General features: G+C 67.5%; 19 protein-coding genes. 10 read left to right on the top strand and 9 right to left on the bottom strand.

Annotated elements, in window-relative coordinates:
- Window positions 1-91: 91 nt before the first annotated feature.
- The 5 genes from O9271_RS14835 to O9271_RS14815 all read left to right on the top strand — a co-directional run bounded on the left by O9271_RS14835 (window position 92) and on the right by O9271_RS14815 (window position 5323).
- Window positions 92-511 carry a hypothetical protein gene (locus O9271_RS14835; RefSeq protein ID WP_298271277.1) on the top strand — a complete coding sequence of 140 codons (420 nt, stop codon included), beginning with the start codon at window positions 92-94 and terminating at the stop codon, window positions 509-511.
- A gap of 974 nt (window positions 512-1485) precedes the next feature.
- The gene (locus tag O9271_RS14830; RefSeq protein WP_298271274.1) at window positions 1486-1944 is read left to right on the top strand and encodes an isoprenylcysteine carboxylmethyltransferase family protein; all 459 of its coding nucleotides are present in this window, start codon (window positions 1486-1488) and stop codon (window positions 1942-1944) included.
- A gap of 657 nt (window positions 1945-2601) precedes the next feature.
- Window positions 2602-4095 carry a carboxypeptidase regulatory-like domain-containing protein gene (locus O9271_RS14825; RefSeq protein ID WP_298271271.1) on the top strand — a complete coding sequence of 498 codons (1494 nt, stop codon included), beginning with the start codon at window positions 2602-2604 and terminating at the stop codon, window positions 4093-4095.
- 80 nt (window positions 4096-4175) lie between these two features.
- Window positions 4176-4607 (top strand): zf-TFIIB domain-containing protein, encoded by a 432-nt coding sequence (locus O9271_RS18490; RefSeq protein ID WP_343213924.1) that lies wholly within the window; start codon window positions 4176-4178, stop codon window positions 4605-4607.
- Between the two features lie 128 nt (window positions 4608-4735).
- The gene (locus tag O9271_RS14815; protein ID WP_298271265.1) at window positions 4736-5323 is read left to right on the top strand and encodes a DinB family protein; all 588 of its coding nucleotides are present in this window, start codon (window positions 4736-4738) and stop codon (window positions 5321-5323) included.
- Here O9271_RS14815 and O9271_RS18485 read toward each other — a convergent pair.
- The 3 genes from O9271_RS18485 to O9271_RS14805 form a co-directional block, all read right to left on the bottom strand.
- Entirely contained in the window at window positions 5269-5526 is a 258-nt protein-coding gene (locus tag O9271_RS18485; protein WP_343213923.1) for a hypothetical protein, read from the bottom strand. The two genes, O9271_RS14815 and O9271_RS18485, sit on opposite strands and share 55 nt — an antisense overlap.
- A gap of 969 nt (window positions 5527-6495) precedes the next feature.
- Window positions 6496-6642: a hypothetical protein gene (locus tag O9271_RS14810; RefSeq protein WP_298271262.1), complete on the bottom strand. Its 147-nt coding sequence runs from the start codon at window positions 6640-6642 to the stop codon at window positions 6496-6498.
- A gap of 783 nt (window positions 6643-7425) precedes the next feature.
- Window positions 7426-8178 (bottom strand): transposase zinc-binding domain-containing protein, encoded by a 753-nt coding sequence (locus O9271_RS14805; protein WP_298271281.1) that lies wholly within the window; start codon window positions 8176-8178, stop codon window positions 7426-7428.
- A 649-nt stretch (window positions 8179-8827) separates the two neighbouring features.
- Here O9271_RS14805 and O9271_RS14800 point away from each other — a divergent pair.
- Window positions 8828-9634: a BTAD domain-containing protein gene (locus tag O9271_RS14800; protein WP_298271259.1), complete on the top strand. Its 807-nt coding sequence runs from the start codon at window positions 8828-8830 to the stop codon at window positions 9632-9634.
- Window positions 9635-9918: 284 nt separating this feature from the next.
- Here the strand turns inward: O9271_RS14800 and O9271_RS14795 are convergent, their stop codons facing one another.
- The 6 genes from O9271_RS14795 to O9271_RS14770 form a co-directional block, all read right to left on the bottom strand.
- Complete coding sequence (locus O9271_RS14795) at window positions 9919-10776, bottom strand: sterol desaturase family protein (RefSeq protein WP_298271255.1); 858 nt, start codon at window positions 10774-10776, stop codon at window positions 9919-9921.
- On the bottom strand, window positions 10773-11057 hold the full coding sequence (locus O9271_RS14790; protein ID WP_298271253.1) for a hypothetical protein: 285 nt from the start codon (window positions 11055-11057) through the stop codon (window positions 10773-10775). Before O9271_RS14790 ends, O9271_RS14795 begins: the two co-directional genes overlap by 4 nt.
- A 56-nt stretch (window positions 11058-11113) precedes the next feature.
- Window positions 11114-11245: a hypothetical protein gene (locus O9271_RS14785; protein ID WP_298271251.1), complete on the bottom strand. Its 132-nt coding sequence runs from the start codon at window positions 11243-11245 to the stop codon at window positions 11114-11116.
- 91 nt (window positions 11246-11336) lie between these two features.
- Complete coding sequence (locus O9271_RS14780) at window positions 11337-12134, bottom strand: carbon-nitrogen hydrolase family protein (RefSeq protein ID WP_298271248.1); 798 nt, start codon at window positions 12132-12134, stop codon at window positions 11337-11339.
- A gap of 181 nt (window positions 12135-12315) precedes the next feature.
- On the bottom strand, window positions 12316-13080 hold the full coding sequence (locus O9271_RS14775) for a transporter substrate-binding domain-containing protein (RefSeq protein ID WP_298271243.1): 765 nt from the start codon (window positions 13078-13080) through the stop codon (window positions 12316-12318).
- On the bottom strand, window positions 13077-13199 hold the full coding sequence (locus tag O9271_RS14770) for a hypothetical protein (RefSeq protein ID WP_298271240.1): 123 nt from the start codon (window positions 13197-13199) through the stop codon (window positions 13077-13079). The genes O9271_RS14775 and O9271_RS14770 overlap by 4 nt, the downstream gene beginning before the upstream one ends.
- 47 nt (window positions 13200-13246) lie before the next feature.
- Here O9271_RS14770 and O9271_RS14765 point away from each other — a divergent pair, with 47 nt between their 5' ends.
- From O9271_RS14765 to O9271_RS14750, 4 genes are all read left to right on the top strand, one after another.
- A complete protein-coding gene (locus O9271_RS14765; protein WP_298271237.1) occupies window positions 13247-13435 on the top strand; it encodes a hypothetical protein in 189 nt (62 codons plus the stop codon).
- A 283-nt stretch (window positions 13436-13718) separates the two neighbouring features.
- Window positions 13719-13895 carry a hypothetical protein gene (locus O9271_RS14760; protein ID WP_298271233.1) on the top strand — a complete coding sequence of 59 codons (177 nt, stop codon included), beginning with the start codon at window positions 13719-13721 and terminating at the stop codon, window positions 13893-13895.
- A 394-nt stretch (window positions 13896-14289) separates the two neighbouring features.
- A complete protein-coding gene (locus tag O9271_RS14755) occupies window positions 14290-15387 on the top strand; it encodes a membrane dipeptidase (protein ID WP_298271229.1) in 1098 nt (365 codons plus the stop codon).
- A 327-nt stretch (window positions 15388-15714) separates the two neighbouring features.
- Window positions 15715-17091, top strand: coding sequence for a pyridoxal-dependent decarboxylase (locus O9271_RS14750; RefSeq protein WP_298271226.1), 1377 nt, complete (start codon window positions 15715-15717; stop codon window positions 17089-17091).
- The last annotated feature ends 13 nt before the right edge of the window (window positions 17092-17104 follow it).

Here is a 17104-nt window from a genome sequence, read left to right as displayed (position 1 = left end):
GCGTTAGGCGGTGCACAAATGGTCGGAGGAGAACGGCATGCACACAGGATGGCATCGCAGTTGGCGTAGTCGGGCGGTCCTACGTGGCCTGGTGGTCCCCGCCGCTCTGGTCGGGTGCGATACGGTCGCCGATCTTCCGCGCCGCACCGACGATGCGGCGCTGACGTACCTCGCGGCGACTCCTCCCGACTCAATGCACTTCTCGGGCGGAACGGTGGTCTCGCCGACCGCGCGCCTGAGCGCTCGGATCGATTCTACTGGCGAGAGCGAGAGTCGTGTCGTGCTGCTTCGCGCCGGCGAGGACCGCGCGCAGCCTATCGTCACGATTGGCGAGGCTGATCCAGGGTCCGGCATCTCGTACAGCTACGCTTGGACGGCGGATGGCGCGGCGTTGCTGATTTGGGGCAGCGGCACGCTCTCTGGTCAGCCGCCGCGTGAGCTGTGCCTGGTGTACCGCGTGAAAGAAGGTGACTTGATAGAGCCGCGCGAGTGTCCAGTGGGGAATCCGTAGGGCGGCAGCGTCGGCGCAGCGCCTAACGAATCGCTGCTGTCGACGGGCTGATCAAGGAGCGCGACTGGCTCACTGCGTTCGCCTTTCGCACTGTTATGGGGCTCCGGGGCAGAGCTTTGCGTTCTGCTGTCCAGATGGTGACCTGCTTCAGCGCCAACACACAATTGACTGCGAACGTGTTCTCGACTGTCATCTCCCGACGACCCCGCGCATGCATGTAAGTACGAGTGAGGCTCGCGAGTCGCCTGATGAATCGACGCGTGGTCAGTACCTCCAGCTGTCCGCCGATGTTGGTGGCCTCGACGCCGCGCGCGAGCCCGCTGCTATCGTTGCAGCCCCTCCGGATTCACGGCGGGAAACCGCGGTACAGCATGCGCTGCTCAGCGCTTTCTGTCCGGGCGCGGCGCAGATGGCACAGGGTCGTTGGGTTACCGGCCTAGTCCAGTTCGGTGTGGTCGCGGCGTATATGGCGGGTGTCTTTGCAGTAGGGCCGACCAAAGCGATCTGGCTGGCGGTGTTCTGGAATGCATATTCCGCTCTCGAGGCCTACTGGTACGAGCGCGATTAGCGAGTTACTCGCGTAGCAGCAGAACGGAACGTTGCTGCTGGCAGCGCGAGGCGGTGTGCGGCAGGCGGTCGCCGTGCTGGCGCACGGCGCCCGTCCGGCCGCACTTTGTATGATGCGCTGCAGCAGAACGTAAGGCGTTCGGCGGCCCCAAATTCAATCGTTCAAGAGTTCATCGCGAGCAGGGATGAACAGAATCGTCGCTAGACTCTCGTTTGACGCCGCCGTGGTAGCTTCGGCGCTCTTCCTCGCTGCGGGAACGTTCGAATGGTCTCGAGCGTGGACGCTGCTGTTTGTGCTATGCGTCGTTCGCTTAGGGGGTGCCTGGGCCGTCCACCAGGTGCATCCCGATGTACTACGAGAGCGTGCAAGTCTGCCGGTACATCCTGCTCAGTCCCTTCCTGATCGCGTGCTGGTCCTCGGTGTACTGGCCACTGGCTTCGTGGGCGTACCACTCCTCGCCGGTCTCGATGTGTGGCACTTGCACCTGCTCGCTTCCCCACCCCCACCCGTCGCTTGGGCGGGCTTACTGGCCTTCGCTCTTGGCTGGGTGCTCAAGAACATCGCTCTTCGCGCAAATGCCTTCGCTGTAACCGAAGTCCGTCTGCAGCCCGAGCGAGCCCAGACAGTCGCAGACGCGGGCCCGTACCGGTTTGTCCGGCATCCGTTCTACGCCGCTGATCCGCTCATCCTGATCGGTTCGGCGTTGTGGTTGGGCTCGTACGTCGCCGCGGCGTCCGCTGCGCTTCCCCTGGCGTTGATGGTGATTCGCCTTCAACGAGAGGAACACGTGCTGCGGCAAGAGTTGGCTGGCTACGGGGCATACGCAACGCGGGTGCGCTACCGTTTGGTGCCGGGGCTGTGGTAGCCAGCGGGCAGTAGAGCGGTTGCGGTATCGCCGAACGATGCTTGCTGCAGGCGGGCGGTATGGTAGCTCGCTGCGCTCGCGTTTGATTTCATCGCCCGCTACAGAAGCCCGCGTTCGGCGAACTCACCAACCGATGGGCGGATGTGATCGGTTCTGCCATTGATCCAATCCGTACTCGGGCGCAGGCCGTGAAGTCGCAGTGGCATGCGGCGCGGCGCGCGCCCCACGCCTGTCCGACGGCGCTGCGCCAGTTGCCTGAGCACGGCCCCGACCCCCCGCCACCACGAGGGCGCCGTCGGCGTGGGCGGCCGTCCCACCGGCGCCGCCGATGGGTCTGGGCTGGGCTCGGCCACCCACCGCGACCGACGCGCCCGCAGCGGAGGGTGTCAGCGCGCGATCGATGACAGGCCGCCGCCCGGCCCGAGGCGCTGGCGAGGCCGGTGATGGCGCCGTATGCTCCACAGGAATACGGCCCATCCCGATTGAAATGCTTCTCCCGAGGGCGATCTCGACCATGTACTCGGCGCGGAGATCTACAATCGCAAGACTTTGGCGCCGCCACAGTTCCAGCGCTTCACCATGGACTGCGGGGCGCTCGTGTTCTGGACAGGTCGCCAGTGGCTCGAACGCATCGGAATTAATGGAGAATCTCAAGTGATGACGCATCGCAAGAAGTGCCTCGCCGCCGCCATGGTCGCGTGCGTGAGCATGCTTGGCGCCGCGCGTGTGCACGCGCAAGCGTCCGCCTCACCGGGGCGTCCCGGGCGCGTGGACATCACGAGTGTGGATAGCATCACACGCCTGCCGCTCGCGGGGGCGAGCGTGCGCCTCGTGTCGGTGTTCGATACGACGCGCGTGCACGACGCCACCCTCGATGCGCGCGGACGCGCACGGGTGGACAGCCTGCCGGCCGGGCCGTGGATGCTCACGGCGCGCCACGCCCGCCTCGATACGCTCGGTGTGGGCAGCGTGGCGGTGCCGTTCACCGTACGCGCCGGGCGCGGCGTGACTGTGCGCGCGGCGGTGCCGTCGGTGCCCACACTCGTGGCGCGTGTGTGCGGGAGCGCAGCCCCCCCGGGCACCGGCTATCTGTACGGCACCGTGCGGCGGGCCGTGCGGACCAACGCGTCGTCGCGCGCAGCAGCGACGGTCAGCGCCCTGCCGCTCAGCGCCGGGCAGGTGACGGCGCAGTGGCCGGACCTGCAGATCGAGACGGGGCGTGTCGAACGCACCATCGTGACCACCGACGTGCCGGTGGGCGATAACGGCCGCTACGTGCTGTGCGGCGTGCCCACCGAGACCACCGTACGGCTGCGCGCGGTGGGCGCCGAAGGGGCGAGCGGCGTCACCACGTTCACGTCGTCGGCCACCGGCATTGTGCCGCGCGACCTGGTGCTGGGGCGTACGGACACGGTGATGACCACGCCGAGTGGCCCGCAGGCACCGGAAGACAGTGGCCTGGTGGACATCGTGCTGCGTGGCGCGGGTGGGGTGCGCGGCACGGTGCAGACCGTCGACGGACGTCCGCTCGCCAACGCCATCGTGGGGTTGAGTGCGACCGGGCTCGAGACACGCACTGACAGTGCGGGGCGCTTCCTGCTCGCGGCCACACCCACCGGCACGTGGACGCTCGCCGTGCAGGCGCTCGGGTACGCGCCGCGGCAGCAGCCGGTGGACCTCATTCCCGGTGACACGGTGGCGCAGGTGGTGGCGCTGGTGGGCGTGCAGGGCATGGACACGGTGCGGGTGCGTGCGAACGCCATGGCGCGCACGGTGCTCGGGCCCAACCTCGCGGCCTTCGAAGAGCGGCGGAAGATGGGATTCGGCAGGTTCCTGTCGCAGGAAGACTTTGCAGAGGCCGAAGGCCGAAGCCTGCTGGACCTCCTCACCAGTCGAATCCCCGGGGTGCGCACCGCCGGCACTGGCCGTCCGATTCTGGTCTCGAGCCGTGGCAGCGTCAGCCTTTCTCAGGCGCAGTGCCCGATACGCGTGATCTTCGACGGGATGCCCAACGCGGGACCGCTGAATCTGGACTCCATCGATCCCTCAATGATCGCCGCCGCCGAGTACTATACGCCCGCGACTTTACCGTTTGAGTTCAATTTTGGGATTTCGCCGTGCGGCACACTCCTGCTCTGGTCGCGCTGGTAGTGCGGTCGCCATGGTATTCGGCACTCGTCTCGTCCTGCGCTTCGTCTTCAGGTCGTTCACCTTTCACAACGCCCCCTCCAATGCGTTGTCCCATAGATGGACATGAGATGGTTCGGCGCGACATCGACCGACGACCGGCGGCTTCGTGCCGCCATTGTCACGGACTCTGGATCTCCGGACCGGCGATCGCCGAGACGCAGCTCCCGGTCGACCACGTACCAATTGAGTCGCGACGAGCGGGTCCGATGCGCCCAGATGCGCGACCGTGCCACTGTCCGCAATGCAACGCCGTCATGCGAAGCGAGCGGCTCTCGGGCCTGAGCATCGAGCGCTGCGTAGCGTGTGCATCCGTGTGGCTCGACGCCGGCGAGTTTGACGCCGTACGCATGGCGTTGCTCCCGAACAGGCCGGCGCCGCCAAACACCCGTGCGCCGCTGCGCGCTGACTGGTCGGCGTTCGATGCACTCACTGAGGCGACGATTGCCTTGCTCCCGATGTTCTTCGACGGCTGAGCTGGCGCCCGTGCCGGATAACGACGCGTGCTGCCGACAGGTGCGCCTTGGTAGCGCGGGCGCAGCCCGCGCGCTCTATTGACGCACCTGCAGCAGAACCACCCGTTCGGTTGATGCGAGCGAATTCCATGACTGACACATTCTCCCTCAACGCGGGGAGCTCCACCGGTCCCGAAATCCAGTCCGCGCTCCGGGCGCTGCACCAGGAGAGTGTGGTGTACTGGGCCGCGCTCGACACGCGCACCTTCCTCGCACCGATTGGCGACGCGTGGTCGCCGGCCGACAATGTCCGGCATCTCACCAAGTCGATGCACAGCGTGACCCAAGGGTTGCGGGTGCCCCGCCTCGTCTTGCGGCTCGCGTTTGGCAACGCCCGTGCCCCATCGCGCTCCTACGCGTCCGTGCGCGAGATCTATCGGGCGCGTCTCGCGCGCGGGGCGAGCGCGGGCCGCTTTGCCCCGCGCGCTCAGCCAGTGCCGAGCGATCCAGACGTCGCCCGCGCGCGCATCATGGCCTTACACGCCTCGGCTGTCGCCACGTTGTGCGCCGCGATCACGCGGTGGCCGGAACCCACGCTGGATGCGCACCGACTGCCGCATCCGCTCATCGGCCGCCTGACCGTCCGCGAAATGCTGCTGTTCACGCTCTATCACAATCGGCATCATTTGGAGAACGTGCAGCGCCGCTTCGCGAGTGCACCGACGGGCACCACCTGACGCCGCTTGCTGCCGATGGCGCGCCAGCATCGCGTCCGCCGCCCGCTCCATCTTCTCGGCCTGCCGCTCGAATTCCGCGTGGGTACCACTCCGATGCGTGGACGCATTGCGATGAAGGCCATGTGCTCTTCACACGCCCGGGCGATCGCCCGGCTGCTCGCCAGCCCACGGGACTGGGCGAAGAGCACGACCCGCAGGAGCATCGCCGGGGCGTAGGCGGGTGCGCCCGTCTGGTCATTGCGTTATCGGGCATCGACCGGCCTGTAGCGGGCCATGGCGGATTTCGACGAGGGACCAAACAGACCGCCGACGGCATGCTCCAACGCAGAGGTCCGCGTTCCGCCGGTCGGTCGCATCACGCGGCACTATGTGTATTCCAGTCGCACCGACTGGGATGGCCGCGTCGGACGCCCGTTGGTGACTCGCGTGTGGTACCCCGCGCGTGCCGGAAGCGCGGAGTCCGCGTGGGCAGCGGACGTATTCCACTGTGGGCGAGCGCGCTCGTGATCTCTTGGTGCTGGTGGATCGTCTTCTGGCAGACAGCCGTCTCGGAACTCGGATCGACACGCGCAGCATCGAAACGCGCGGAAATTCCGGCTGCAGGGCGTTTCGCACCACGCGTCTCTTGCGGAGTGTACGTGGCGCGTCCCGATGCTCCATCGCGAGACCGTGGAACGCCTCGTGCGGTCCGGCGCCGCGCAGCGACCCTTGCAGCCGACGCGCGCGTGGTGCGGTAGCGGTGATGGGGCCTCGGCTCCATCTTCCCGCAAGGTTTGCCAAGGCCCCACAACCGCAACTCACGGAATTGTGCTTGCAGCTGAACGCGCAGCGTTCGGCGCACCGGACACGTCAATGCGAATCCGAACGACCCTGAGCATCTCGACGGTCTTCAGCCTCCTCGAAGGCGAGACCGTTGGCGTTCCGCGCGCCGCCGCAACGTGCGGCTCCGCACTTCGAACGCTCGCGCCGCGTGGTCTCGCGGTTCAGGGTGGATTCTTGGTGCCAGAAGCGCGCACCCCGGCGCGGGACGCTGCACGCGCCCGCGTGCGGCAGCGTCGAGTCTGCCGTGGACCGTCCGTGCATCGACGGCGGCGATGATGCGGTACCAGGAGATCTATCCCTCCGCGCCCCTGCTGGAGAGCACCGGTGCCGTCTCCGCCGCGGCATCGAGCCTACTGACACTCGAGTACTTCGAAGCGCCGGCTGCCGAGATGCCGGAGCACGGGTTCACACAGCATCACGTGCTCCTCAATCTCCGTGAGGAGCCACGCCGCGTCGAAAACACTCGCGATGGTGTGCGTCGCGAATTCATCTTCCATCGCCATGAGATCGTGGTCACGCCGAGGATAGGAAATTCAATCGAGGTGGGCGGAGTACAGGCCCTGGTCCCCTGCCTCGAGCGCACCGGTGAGAGGGCTTCGGCGCGACGGCCACCGCGCCGGTGCGCCTCGCGGGCCGTTCGGTCTGCGGTCCGGACGGGTGACCCGGGGCCGGCGGGGCCGCGGGACCGCCGAGGTGAGACCGCCGCCCACGCCGGCGGTCCCCGCGTGGTGGCGGGGCCTCGGGGCCGTACTCCGGTGACACGCGGCGCGTCGGCGGAACGGCGTGGGGCGCGTGCCGTGCCCCGGCTCGCGGGGGCCCGCGTCGATGGGGGGCTCCGTGGCCCGGCGTGCGCCTCACGGGCGGCGCGGGTCCGGAGGTGGGTGAGGATTGGGTCGATCACCGACGTCTGGCTGATATAGGCGACGATCCGCATCGCGCCGTGGCAGGACGGGCACGCCAGCGGGTCCACCTCAACGATCTGCTGGAGGAGCGCCGCCGTAGGGCCTTCGCCCACCGGCGGCTGGCCTCGGTCGGCGCGAGTCGGGGCGCGGGGATGATCACGGGCGGCGCCTCGAGCGCGGCGGGCTCAGCCTGACGTCGCATCCCACGCGGACGGTTGGCATACCAGCCAGAGTCCCGCGTGGTGACGTGGCCCTGGTCGGGGATGTGCACCAGCACCCGGGCCAGGAACTCGAGCGGGTCGGCGGTTTCGGTGCCCGCCGTCGGGCCCTCGGACGTGTCCGACCGGTACGTCACCGCCTTGTCGGCGCGGTCGTAGGTCAGCCGCTCCAGCGCGACGGGATTCCGGGCGCAGGAGCGCGCGAGGCGGGTGGCGAACGCGCGATCGTCCACGGGGACCCGAAGGGGGCCTCCCACACGGCGGTGTGCCCGTGGAACCCGGAATGCGGCCACGTCAGCATGCCCGCGGCCTGGTCTTTGTCGAAGAGTTCGAGCCGCACGAACAACCGCAGCACGGCGCGGCGAAACGCCTCGGTCAACCGCGCCGTGTCGTGGGTGAGCCACGTGACGAACGACCCGTCGGGCCGAAAGCCGCCGTCGGTCACGAGGAGGTGCCGGTGCGGATGCCAGTTCGCCCGGGAGCCGTGCGTCTGCAGGCACGCGACGATCCCCACGGCGAGGTCGCGCTCGCCGGTCAGTGTGCGAATGGCGGCAGTGACGGTGCGGGCGGCGGCGCGGGCGATCTCGCCGAGCAGGCGGCGGCGGTACAGACCGTAGGCGCGGAGCCGCCTGGGGATGGTGAGCACCACCTGCCGGTGCGGCACCGGCGCGAGCCACGTGGTGTCGAGCCACCGCGTCCAGATGGCGAGCCGCTTGGCGTGACCGCTGGGGCAGAAGTAGCGGCACTTGCACGAGAACGCGAGCAGATACTCGTGCGTGCACGCGTCGCACCGGATGCGCGCGAAGCCGTGGTCGAGCACGCCGCATTCGAGGAACGTGTCCGCGACCTGCGCGACCACGGGGCGCCACGGGCCGTACTCGCGCGCGAAGCGCTCGTCGTAGACCGTCTGCAGGGTGCAGGCGGTGCAGGTGATCCGAAAGCAATCGAAAGAGCGGCGACGCCCTGGGGCGCCGGGGCTTGTAGACGCCGCGGGCCTAACGGTGCTCGCTGCAGACGGGCATTTTCGGAAGCGCGCTGCGTGACCGGCATCTTCGCCTCTGGGCGCGGGTCAGTGGTGCCACGTGGGACCGCGTCGGGATCCACGGGGATCGCGGCCCAGAATCGTTGCGAGAAATGGTCAGGATCATCGCCGGGCACGATCTCGCGCATCGTCGGCAGATCGCCCGGATCCTCGCGCAGGAATCGGGCGCCTGACGCCGGTTGCTGCTGAGAAAGCGGCCGGAGTCTTGTGAGCAGAAGGGCGGTCAGTTGGCCGCTTCGCACGTACGGGACAGCTCGCCGAGCATGCAGTAGGCGCTGAGCTGGGACGACGTGGATTGATCGTCATGCCGTTTTCGGGAAACGTGCCGGTCTTGGACATCGTCGCCGTGGATGCCGCTGGATCTCGACACAACGACCGGTGTCCAGGCACGCGCTGATGGCCATGGGACTGGGCGGTCTCGCGGTCGTCGCGCGCCAGCGAAGGCGCCGTCTGCGTAGACACGCGCTATGTTGCTACGGCAATTTGGCGAACACTGGGTGATTTCTTGGAGAGAACGCTGGTGGCGACTCCGGCCATGGTGACCGAGACGGCGAGCCGCCCGCTTCCCGCCGTTCGCATCTACCTCGCGGGGCATCTGACGCTGGAGAGCGCGGTCGGCTGGATCACGACCTCCGGCTTTCCCAGCCAGCAGGCCCGGTTGGCGTTCGCATCGCTGGTGCTCGAGCGAGGGCGCCCGATGGCCCGAAGCGAACTGGCCGACATCCTCTGGCCGCAGCGGCCGCCCCGCGCCTCCGACAGCGCCCTCAACGCCATCATCTCCAGGCTGCGCGCCATGTTGACGCCGCTCGGCGCCGGCTGGGCGGACGCGCTCATCGGCGCACGCGGCACCTACGAGCTGCGCGCGCCGGTACCGCTCTGGGTCGACCTGGAAGCAGCGGCCGAAGCGGTGCACGAGGCCGAAGCCGCCATTCGATTGGGGCGCATTCCGATGGCCTACGGACCGAGTGCGGTCGCGCATCATATCGCGCGCCGCCCCTTCTTCCCCGGCGAGGAGGGAGCGTGGGTGGACGCATGGCGGGACCGCCTGCGCGAGATCCGCCTCCGGGCGCTCGACGTGCGCGGCACGGTGTATCTCACCAACGAGGAGCCCGCACTGGCCCTGCAGAACGGCCACGAAATGCTCACCCTGCAGCCGTTCCGTGAGGCCGGTCACCGCCTCGTGATGCGCGCCCACGCGGCTATGGGAAACACCGCTGAGGCGCTGATGGCCTACGAAGCCTGCCGGCGCCTGATTGCCGAGGAACTGGGCGTCGATCCCTCGCCGCAGACCATGGCCGCCTACGAGGCGGTGCTCCGGTTGGTCTGACGGGGCGGTCCCCCGCGGGCGGGACCAAGGCCTCGCCTACCTCCGCCACGTCCGACGCCCACTGATCGTGGGCGATTCGCCGCCCGCGGCGTCTGCACCGCCGAGGCTGCGGAGGGATAGCGCAACAGCACGGCACGGCAGGTCGCGTTCGCGCGCACGCAGGTGGAACGGCTCGTCCCCGCGGCGGCCATGGTGGCGCCGCAGGCAGTGTCGGCAGGCGCGCGTGGACTGCGTGTGACGTGCCCCAACTCGCGGGCCCCGCCGCTGCTGTCGCGGCTCCCTCGTCAGTCGATCGGTGTGTGCTTCTCGTATCCGAGCACCGTCTCGGCCCGACGTGAACGGAAGACCGGGAACAACAGCTGGTGGTACCAGCGCTCGGCGCCGTGCCGACGGTCGTCGTTGAGCCCGTAGGCCGGCAGATACTGCCGCGTGATGCGCGCCGTACCGAAGAGCACGTCCCAGAAGAACAGCAGATTGCCGTAGTTGCCCCTGTAGTGGCCGATGCCGTCGTCCTGCGTGAGGGCGTGATGGGCGAAGTGCGTGGCCGGCGTGGAGATCGTGCGCTCCTTCAGCCACGCCAGCGGGCGCAGCGGACGCCATGCATACGGCCACTGGTCCCATCGCACCGCCGAGTGCGCGCCGATGATCACGGTAAGCTTCACCACGCTGTAGCCTACGAACACCCAGCCGAAGCCCAGATACAGCAGGGCACCGCTGAACCACAGACCGGGCGACAGGGCGTAGTAGAACGCGTTATTGCGATACACCACGCGCACGCTCATGTAGGCCGCCGAGTGATGGGCACGATGCAGCGGCCACATGACCGAGGTGTGCGAGAGGCGATGCCACCAGTACTGCGTGAGATCATCCGCGAGAAGCAGCACGATGACCATCTGCCACCAGGGCCAGTCGGCCCACGCGTCGCGCAGCTCCGGCATTACCCACGCGCAGAGGGCCTTGGACGCCGTAAAGACCGTCCCCGAGATGATCGGGAAGGTGAGCACGACCGCCACGTCGAGCCGATTGTCCTCGGCGGAAGCCGAGTGCGGAAAGAAATGGCCCAGCAGCAGCTCCGCGCCGGCGAAGAGCGCGAAAATGACGGTGACGGCCAGCAATTGGGCGTTCTGCAAGTCGATTGTCATGTGGCGATGGATTGCATCGTCGTCTGCCCCTCATCTCCCCGCCGTGACCCCTCGCCTTCGCCGACTCCGCTGCCCGGCTCGAACTGCAGCGAATCACGGACCACGATTGCCAGTAGGGAGTCCGGTGTCAGGTCCAGGCGCATGATGCGTCCGAAGGGCGCGCCGATGTCGGGATAGCTCGGGAGCAGTACGCATGGTGTGATGAGGAACAGGTCCTGCTGGTCGCTCGTCTGTCGCGGGGTTCCTGGTCGTACGTCGCGGGTCCGAGCGCGAACGTGCACGTGGTGCGGATGTGTCCGCCCAGGCAATCGGTCTCCGCCCCACGCCGCCGGCGTCGCTATGCGGCGCGCCCCTCGGTCAGGGAGAGCAGGTTGCCATCTGGATCCTTGAACCACGCAATGCGTGCGCCGCCTGGGGCATCCCAGATGTCGTCGCCATCCTGAAAAAGGATACTGCTCGAAGACGACACCGCGCGCGCGGAGCGACGCGACCATGCCGGCAGCGTCGGCCTGGCTGCTCTCCTTTTGCAACAAAGTCTTCGTGGCGACAACAAGACCTGCCTACATCGGCGAGGTCCGGCACCGCGAGGCAAGGAGTCCGGTGGCCACGCTGAGATCAAGGTCGGCCACGAGCAAGCCCTCTTTCCCGTATGGCTGATAGCACTGCAACGTACCGTCCGGGCGTGCGACGGCCGACGTGATTCCTGATCCGTCACTCGCGCCGTTCACCGACGCGAAGTAGCAGGTGTTCTCGGCCGCGCGACACAGGATCGCCTTCTCGTGGAACGTGTTGGCGGGATCCGCGAATGTGACGGGACGATAGCTCCCGGGCTCGGCGATGTGTGCGTGTGGGTGAAACACGACCTGTGCGCCGCGCCGCGCCGCCCACCGCACCGTTTCCGGATACCGCCAACCTTCGTGGCAGATCACGATCCCGAACGTGAGTGGGCCGGCCGTGAAGACGCGACGCTCGGTGGCGAATGCCGGATAGATGGATTCTTCCGACGGGTCGAGCTGCCCTTTGTCCTGCCACCCCGCGACGGTGCCGTCGGGACTGATGACGCAGGCTGTGATTTGCAGTCCACGGTCAGTCACACGTTCCGTCCCCAGGATCACGGTGATGCCCGCAGCCTTGGCGGCGACCGCCACATCCGCCCACGCCCGTTCCAGGAACGCGGGATCTGGCGGCGGGGCGGTAGTACCTGGCCACCGATAACCGGGAACGAAACACTCCGGAAAGCAGACGACGAGTGCGCCCTGTCGTCCGGCCTCGGCGACCGCCGAAGTCGCCAGGCGCACTGACTCCTCCGGAGTCGCCGGGACGCGGACGCTCGCCAGGGCGATGCGGACGGTGGTCATGCCGGTACGTCGCCGGGGTGCGGCGCCTTGATGCTGCAGAGCGTTGCCATCGATGGGACTCCTGTGGCCAAACGTTGGAAATCGCGTACCGTCAGAACTGGACACCGCCTGCTGCCGCAGATCCGGTGCGACAAGAGGTCAGCCCTCACGCCCGGGCCGTAGAAGGTCACTGGGACGCGATTCAAGGACCGACACGAGCGCGGCGCAACTTTGCGTTTGCGATGGTGTCTCGGATGGTCCCATCGCCTATGGATTCCACGACGAACTCTCTGACGTACTGCGCTGCGGCTGCGCTTTTCTCTGGCGTCGCCATCGCATGTTGAATCACGGTATAGCGCCCCGCGAGCACGCGGGACCCGGGAAGCCGTTCGGAATAGAGGCTGAGCATGTGGGCGTTTTCTGCATAGGCGTCCGCCCGCTCCGAGCGGTAGGTGTTGTCGACGACCATGTAGGGTAGCGAGAAGTTGACCTCGTGCGCGCGCGCCGGATCGAAAGCAAGACAGGCGATATCCCATTCGTGTCCGCCGAAGCTCTTCACCAGCGCCGCCGGATTGGGATAGCCCACCGGCTCGAACGGTACGCCGAGCCGTCCAGCGAGCTTCTTCCCCAGGATGACGGTCACGCCCTGAAGCTCTCCGGTCTTCGAATCCCTGCTCACCAACACCTGATTGGAGAGAATCAACCCGACACGCAGCTTCCCGGTTGGTGCCAGTTCATTGCGCGCTGCGGAAGGAACGCTAGGCGCGGACGCGCAACCAGCCAGACACGCCGTGACGCAAACTGCAGGGATCAGAGACAGCGTGATTCGTCCTCCCCTGTTGGAACTGCTGACGCCAGCTTCTGTGGCGAGCGGTCGTCCGATGTGGTGCGCGCCGCTGACGGTCGATCGCTTCGGCAACAGGACGCATCCGTAGGAACGCGCGTGTCGGACTTTGCGTTGACTCATGTCGTCGCGCTGGGACGGCTGACGTACGACCGGGGCGCCATGGCCGTGACCGCTCCCTCCGACACATCGGAATGCCCGACGGCGCGCAGCCGGACGGTGCTCGCGCGGTGGCCGGTCATGCCGTACTCCACCGCCCCGAATTGAATCCCCAGCGCTCTGACATCCCATGGCGGCCAGTCCCGATCACCGACCGCGGGTGGCGGCCCAGCGCCGCGAGTCGATGCGTGCGCGGCTGCTGGATGCCGGGCTTGCCACCCAGCAGGCGCAGGACCTCGCCCCCGAACTCGGCCTGGTGTTGGACCCGCTGGTCACCGAAGAGCCCGATCCGGCCCTGCGCGTGGCCCGATGTCGCTGAGTCGCATCTGTTCTTCGAGGTCGTCCGGCGTGACATCGCGTCGGGGATCCGGCTCAAGCGCTTCGAGCCGATGCCGCTCGACGTGGGCGTGAACATGGTGGCCGGGGTGATGTTGGGCAGCGTGCAATCGATCGCGCCGACGTTCACGCCGGTGGCCGCGCCGCCCGATCCCTGAGACCGCGTGCCAGGGGTTCTCGTAGTGTGCATCGTGTCACCGTGACATTGTGTATGCCATGATGTGGGCGGTCAGGCATCCCGCCTGGCTCACATCCGGAGATCACGCATGTTCCCCCCGTTCAATCTCCGGGCTTGGGTTCCGATCGCGGCCCTCGCCATGGCGCCGCAGGCCCTTGTCACCGAGCCCCCGCCGCAACTGCAACCGGCGCGAGGCGCCGAGATCGGTGCGCGCTATCAGGCCTGGCTCAGCCCGCATCAGGAAGGCGGCGACCGCCATACCTGATGCTCAAGGGTCCGCGTCCATCCGGATTCCTTCCAAGAACAGGGCTGGCTGACAAAGAGAATCTGCTGGCGTGTCACTGCGATGCTCCGTGCACGCAGGCGGAGCACGTACGAACCGGTCTGTCCGCTGGTCGGATACTCGGGTCGGCCGCCAGTGGATTCGGGAGGGAGCTTACGCTGCACAGCAGCCAGCGATCGGTCTCCCGTGCTGCACGCGCTTCACTCTCGGCCTACGCGGTTGGCTATGCGAGCGCCGTTGTTGGTGAGTTTACGCCCGAACTGACGGCGGGAGTCAAGAAGTCCATCGGGTCACTCTTCCAGCGTCGCTGATACGCTGCACCGACAGCGCATGGTGTGAGGCTTGCTCGCCCGCTCCGGTGGTTGAACATTGGGACATGATCAATCGCCGCCGCTTCCTTCACGACAGTGCGCTGGCCACCGCCGGCGTCTCATTGCTGGCTCGGGCGGCAAAGGCGCAGCGATCCGTCGAGTGCGCGGTCTCGAACGCCACGCACGAGCGGCAACCCGCGCCGATCGTCTTCGATCTTCACGCGCACCCCGGCGCCACCTTTCAGAAGGGGAGACCGGAGTACCTGGGAGACGAAGCGCACCGGCGGACCGTCGCCGGTATGCAGGCGGGCGGACTGACGGGCGCCTTCTTCAGCCTGGTGGCCGACGGTCCGCTGATCGAACTGACGCCCAACGGCGTGGTCACGCACGGTGGATACGCGAAGGGGGATGCGGCGCGCGAGTATCGGCGACAGCTCGCCGACCTGACGGCGCTCATGCGGACGACGGCCGCATTCCTCGCCACGCGCACGTCGGACCTGCAGCGTGCCCACCGTGAGCACGCGGTGGCGGCATACCTCGCCTGTGAAGGAGGCGAGTTCCTGGAAGGAGACGCGGGACGTGTCGATCAACTCTACGACGACGGCGTGCGCTCACTGCAACTGGTGCACTATGTACCCAACGTGCTGGGCGATCTGCAAACGCAGCCGAGTCAGCACGGCGGACTGTCGGCGGCCGGAAAGGCGGTCGTCAAGCGGCTGACCGCGAAGGGCATCGTAATCGATGTGGCGCACGCCTCGTTCGAGACCGTGCGCGATGTGGCTTCGCAGACCTCGGCGCCGCTCATCCTCTCGCACAGCATTCTCAAGTTGGATGACGCGCGTCTGCTCGCAGCGCGCGCCATCGGTGTTGAGCATGCGAAGCTCGTAGCCGGCACCGGCGGGGTGATCGGGGCGTGGCCCAGCGGCTTCAACGCCAGCTTCGACGAGTTCGTCGCGAACACGGTGCGGCTCATCGACACCGTCGGCGTAGACCACGTGGGCCTGGGCACCGACATGGATGGCAACCTCAAGCCCGTGCTTGGTGACTACACGCAGCTACCGGATTGGCTGACCGCGCTCCGAGCCAAGGGGCTCTCAGCCACTGATGTGGCCAAGGTAGCTGGCGGCAACATGCAACGTGTGTTGTCGCAGGTCATTGGGTAGCGTTCGCCGGTTTTTCTCTGCGTTTGCGGGCCAAACACCGCCACGTTCCCCAACCCTCGTTTGGTCCATACCGCAACCACGCGCACCATATCCAGCAGCACACTGCGCTTGTTGAGCCCGATGCCAATGACGCGCACGGGGGCGGGGGCTCCACGCGGAGCAGGGCAGCAGCGATGCTGTCGAACACCTGGCCCACGACCCGTGCCGTGACTGGCGTCTGTGTGGCAGCGGCATTGCAGGGCGTGCACTTGAGAGGACCGAGTGGCTGCCGTACGCCGACGCCGGGACAACATGGACGTGATGAGGTCCGCTCATTACCCTCTCACCATGGACGCCCTCGATATCGCGTTTGCCGAAGCTCGCCGCTATCTGGCCTCGCTCGACACCCGCCCCGTCGCCTCGCGCGGTACGCCCGGCGAAATGCGCGCACCACTGCCGACGCATCTTCCGGAGCATGGCCTGCCCACCACCGAAGTCGTCCGCGCGATTGCTGCAGCGGCTGAGCCGGGATTGACGGGCAATGCCGGCGGCCGCTTTTTCGCCTGGGTGAAGGGCGGGGCGCTCCCCGCCGCGCTGGCTACCGACATCATGTGTTCGGCGTGGGATCAGAATGCCGTGCTGGCATCGACCAGTCCCGCCGGCGCCGTGCTGGAGGAAGTCGCCGGGCGGTTCTTGCTGGAGGCGCTGCGGCTGCCGTCCGATTGCAGCTATGCCTTTGTCACCGGCTGCCAAATGGCGCATGTCACCGCACTCGCTGCCGCGCGTCATGCGGTGCTGGCGCGCCACGGCTGGGACGTCGAAGCCAAGGGACTGCAAGGTGCCCCGGTCGTCCGTGTACTCGCCAACGCGCATCACCATTCCTCGGTGACGCGGGCGCTCCGCCTGCTCGGGCTGGGCAGCGACTGCGTGGTTCCGCTTGGCGGCAACCGACCCGGCCGCGTCTCACCCGACGTGCTGCGTACTGCGCTGGCACTCGCCCCCGACGCACCGACCATTGTCATCCTCAATGCCGGTGACCTGAATATCGGTGCCTGCGATGATTTTGCGACGCTGTGTCCGATCGCGCAGGCGGCGGGCGCGTGGGTCCACGTCGACGGCGCCTTCGGACTGTGGGCCAATGCCAGCCCGCGGCTCGCCTTGCTTGTGGCCGGGGTGGAACGGGCCGATAGCTGGGCGACCGATGGCCATAAATGGCTGAACACGCCCTACGATTGCGGCATGGCCATCACTCGTGATCCGCGTGCGCACAGCGCGGCGATGCGGATGACGGCGGCGTATCTGACGACGGGCGGCGATGTCCGTGATCCGATGGATTTCACCCCGGAATGGTCGCGCCGAGCCCGCGCCTTGCCGGCTCTGGCGGCGTTGATGGAGCTGGGCCGCGACGGTCTCGCGGCCATGATCGAGCGATGCTGCGATCATGCCGCCGCCATCTATGACGGCATGGCCGCGTTACCGGGGGCGACCGGCGTCGCGCGGCCGACGATGAACCAGGGGCTGATCCAGTTCAACGCGCATGATGGCAGCAACATCAGCGACGCGGTGATCGCCGCGATCAATGCCAGCGGCGAAGCCTTCATGAGTGGCGGCACGTGGGATGGACAGCGGGTGATGCGCATCAGCGTGTGTGGCTGGAATACCAACAGTGGCGATGTCGTGCGGACCGTAGCCGCGGCGGCCGCGGCGTTGCGTGGCTTACGCTGAGGAGACGCGTCGG

This window comes from Gemmatimonas sp., assembly GCF_027531815.1.
In the GTDB taxonomy this organism is placed as follows: Bacteria; Gemmatimonadota; Gemmatimonadetes; order Gemmatimonadales; family Gemmatimonadaceae; genus Gemmatimonas.
The sequence above is the reverse complement of the archived record's forward strand: the minus strand, read 5'-3'. Positions and strand labels throughout refer to the sequence as shown.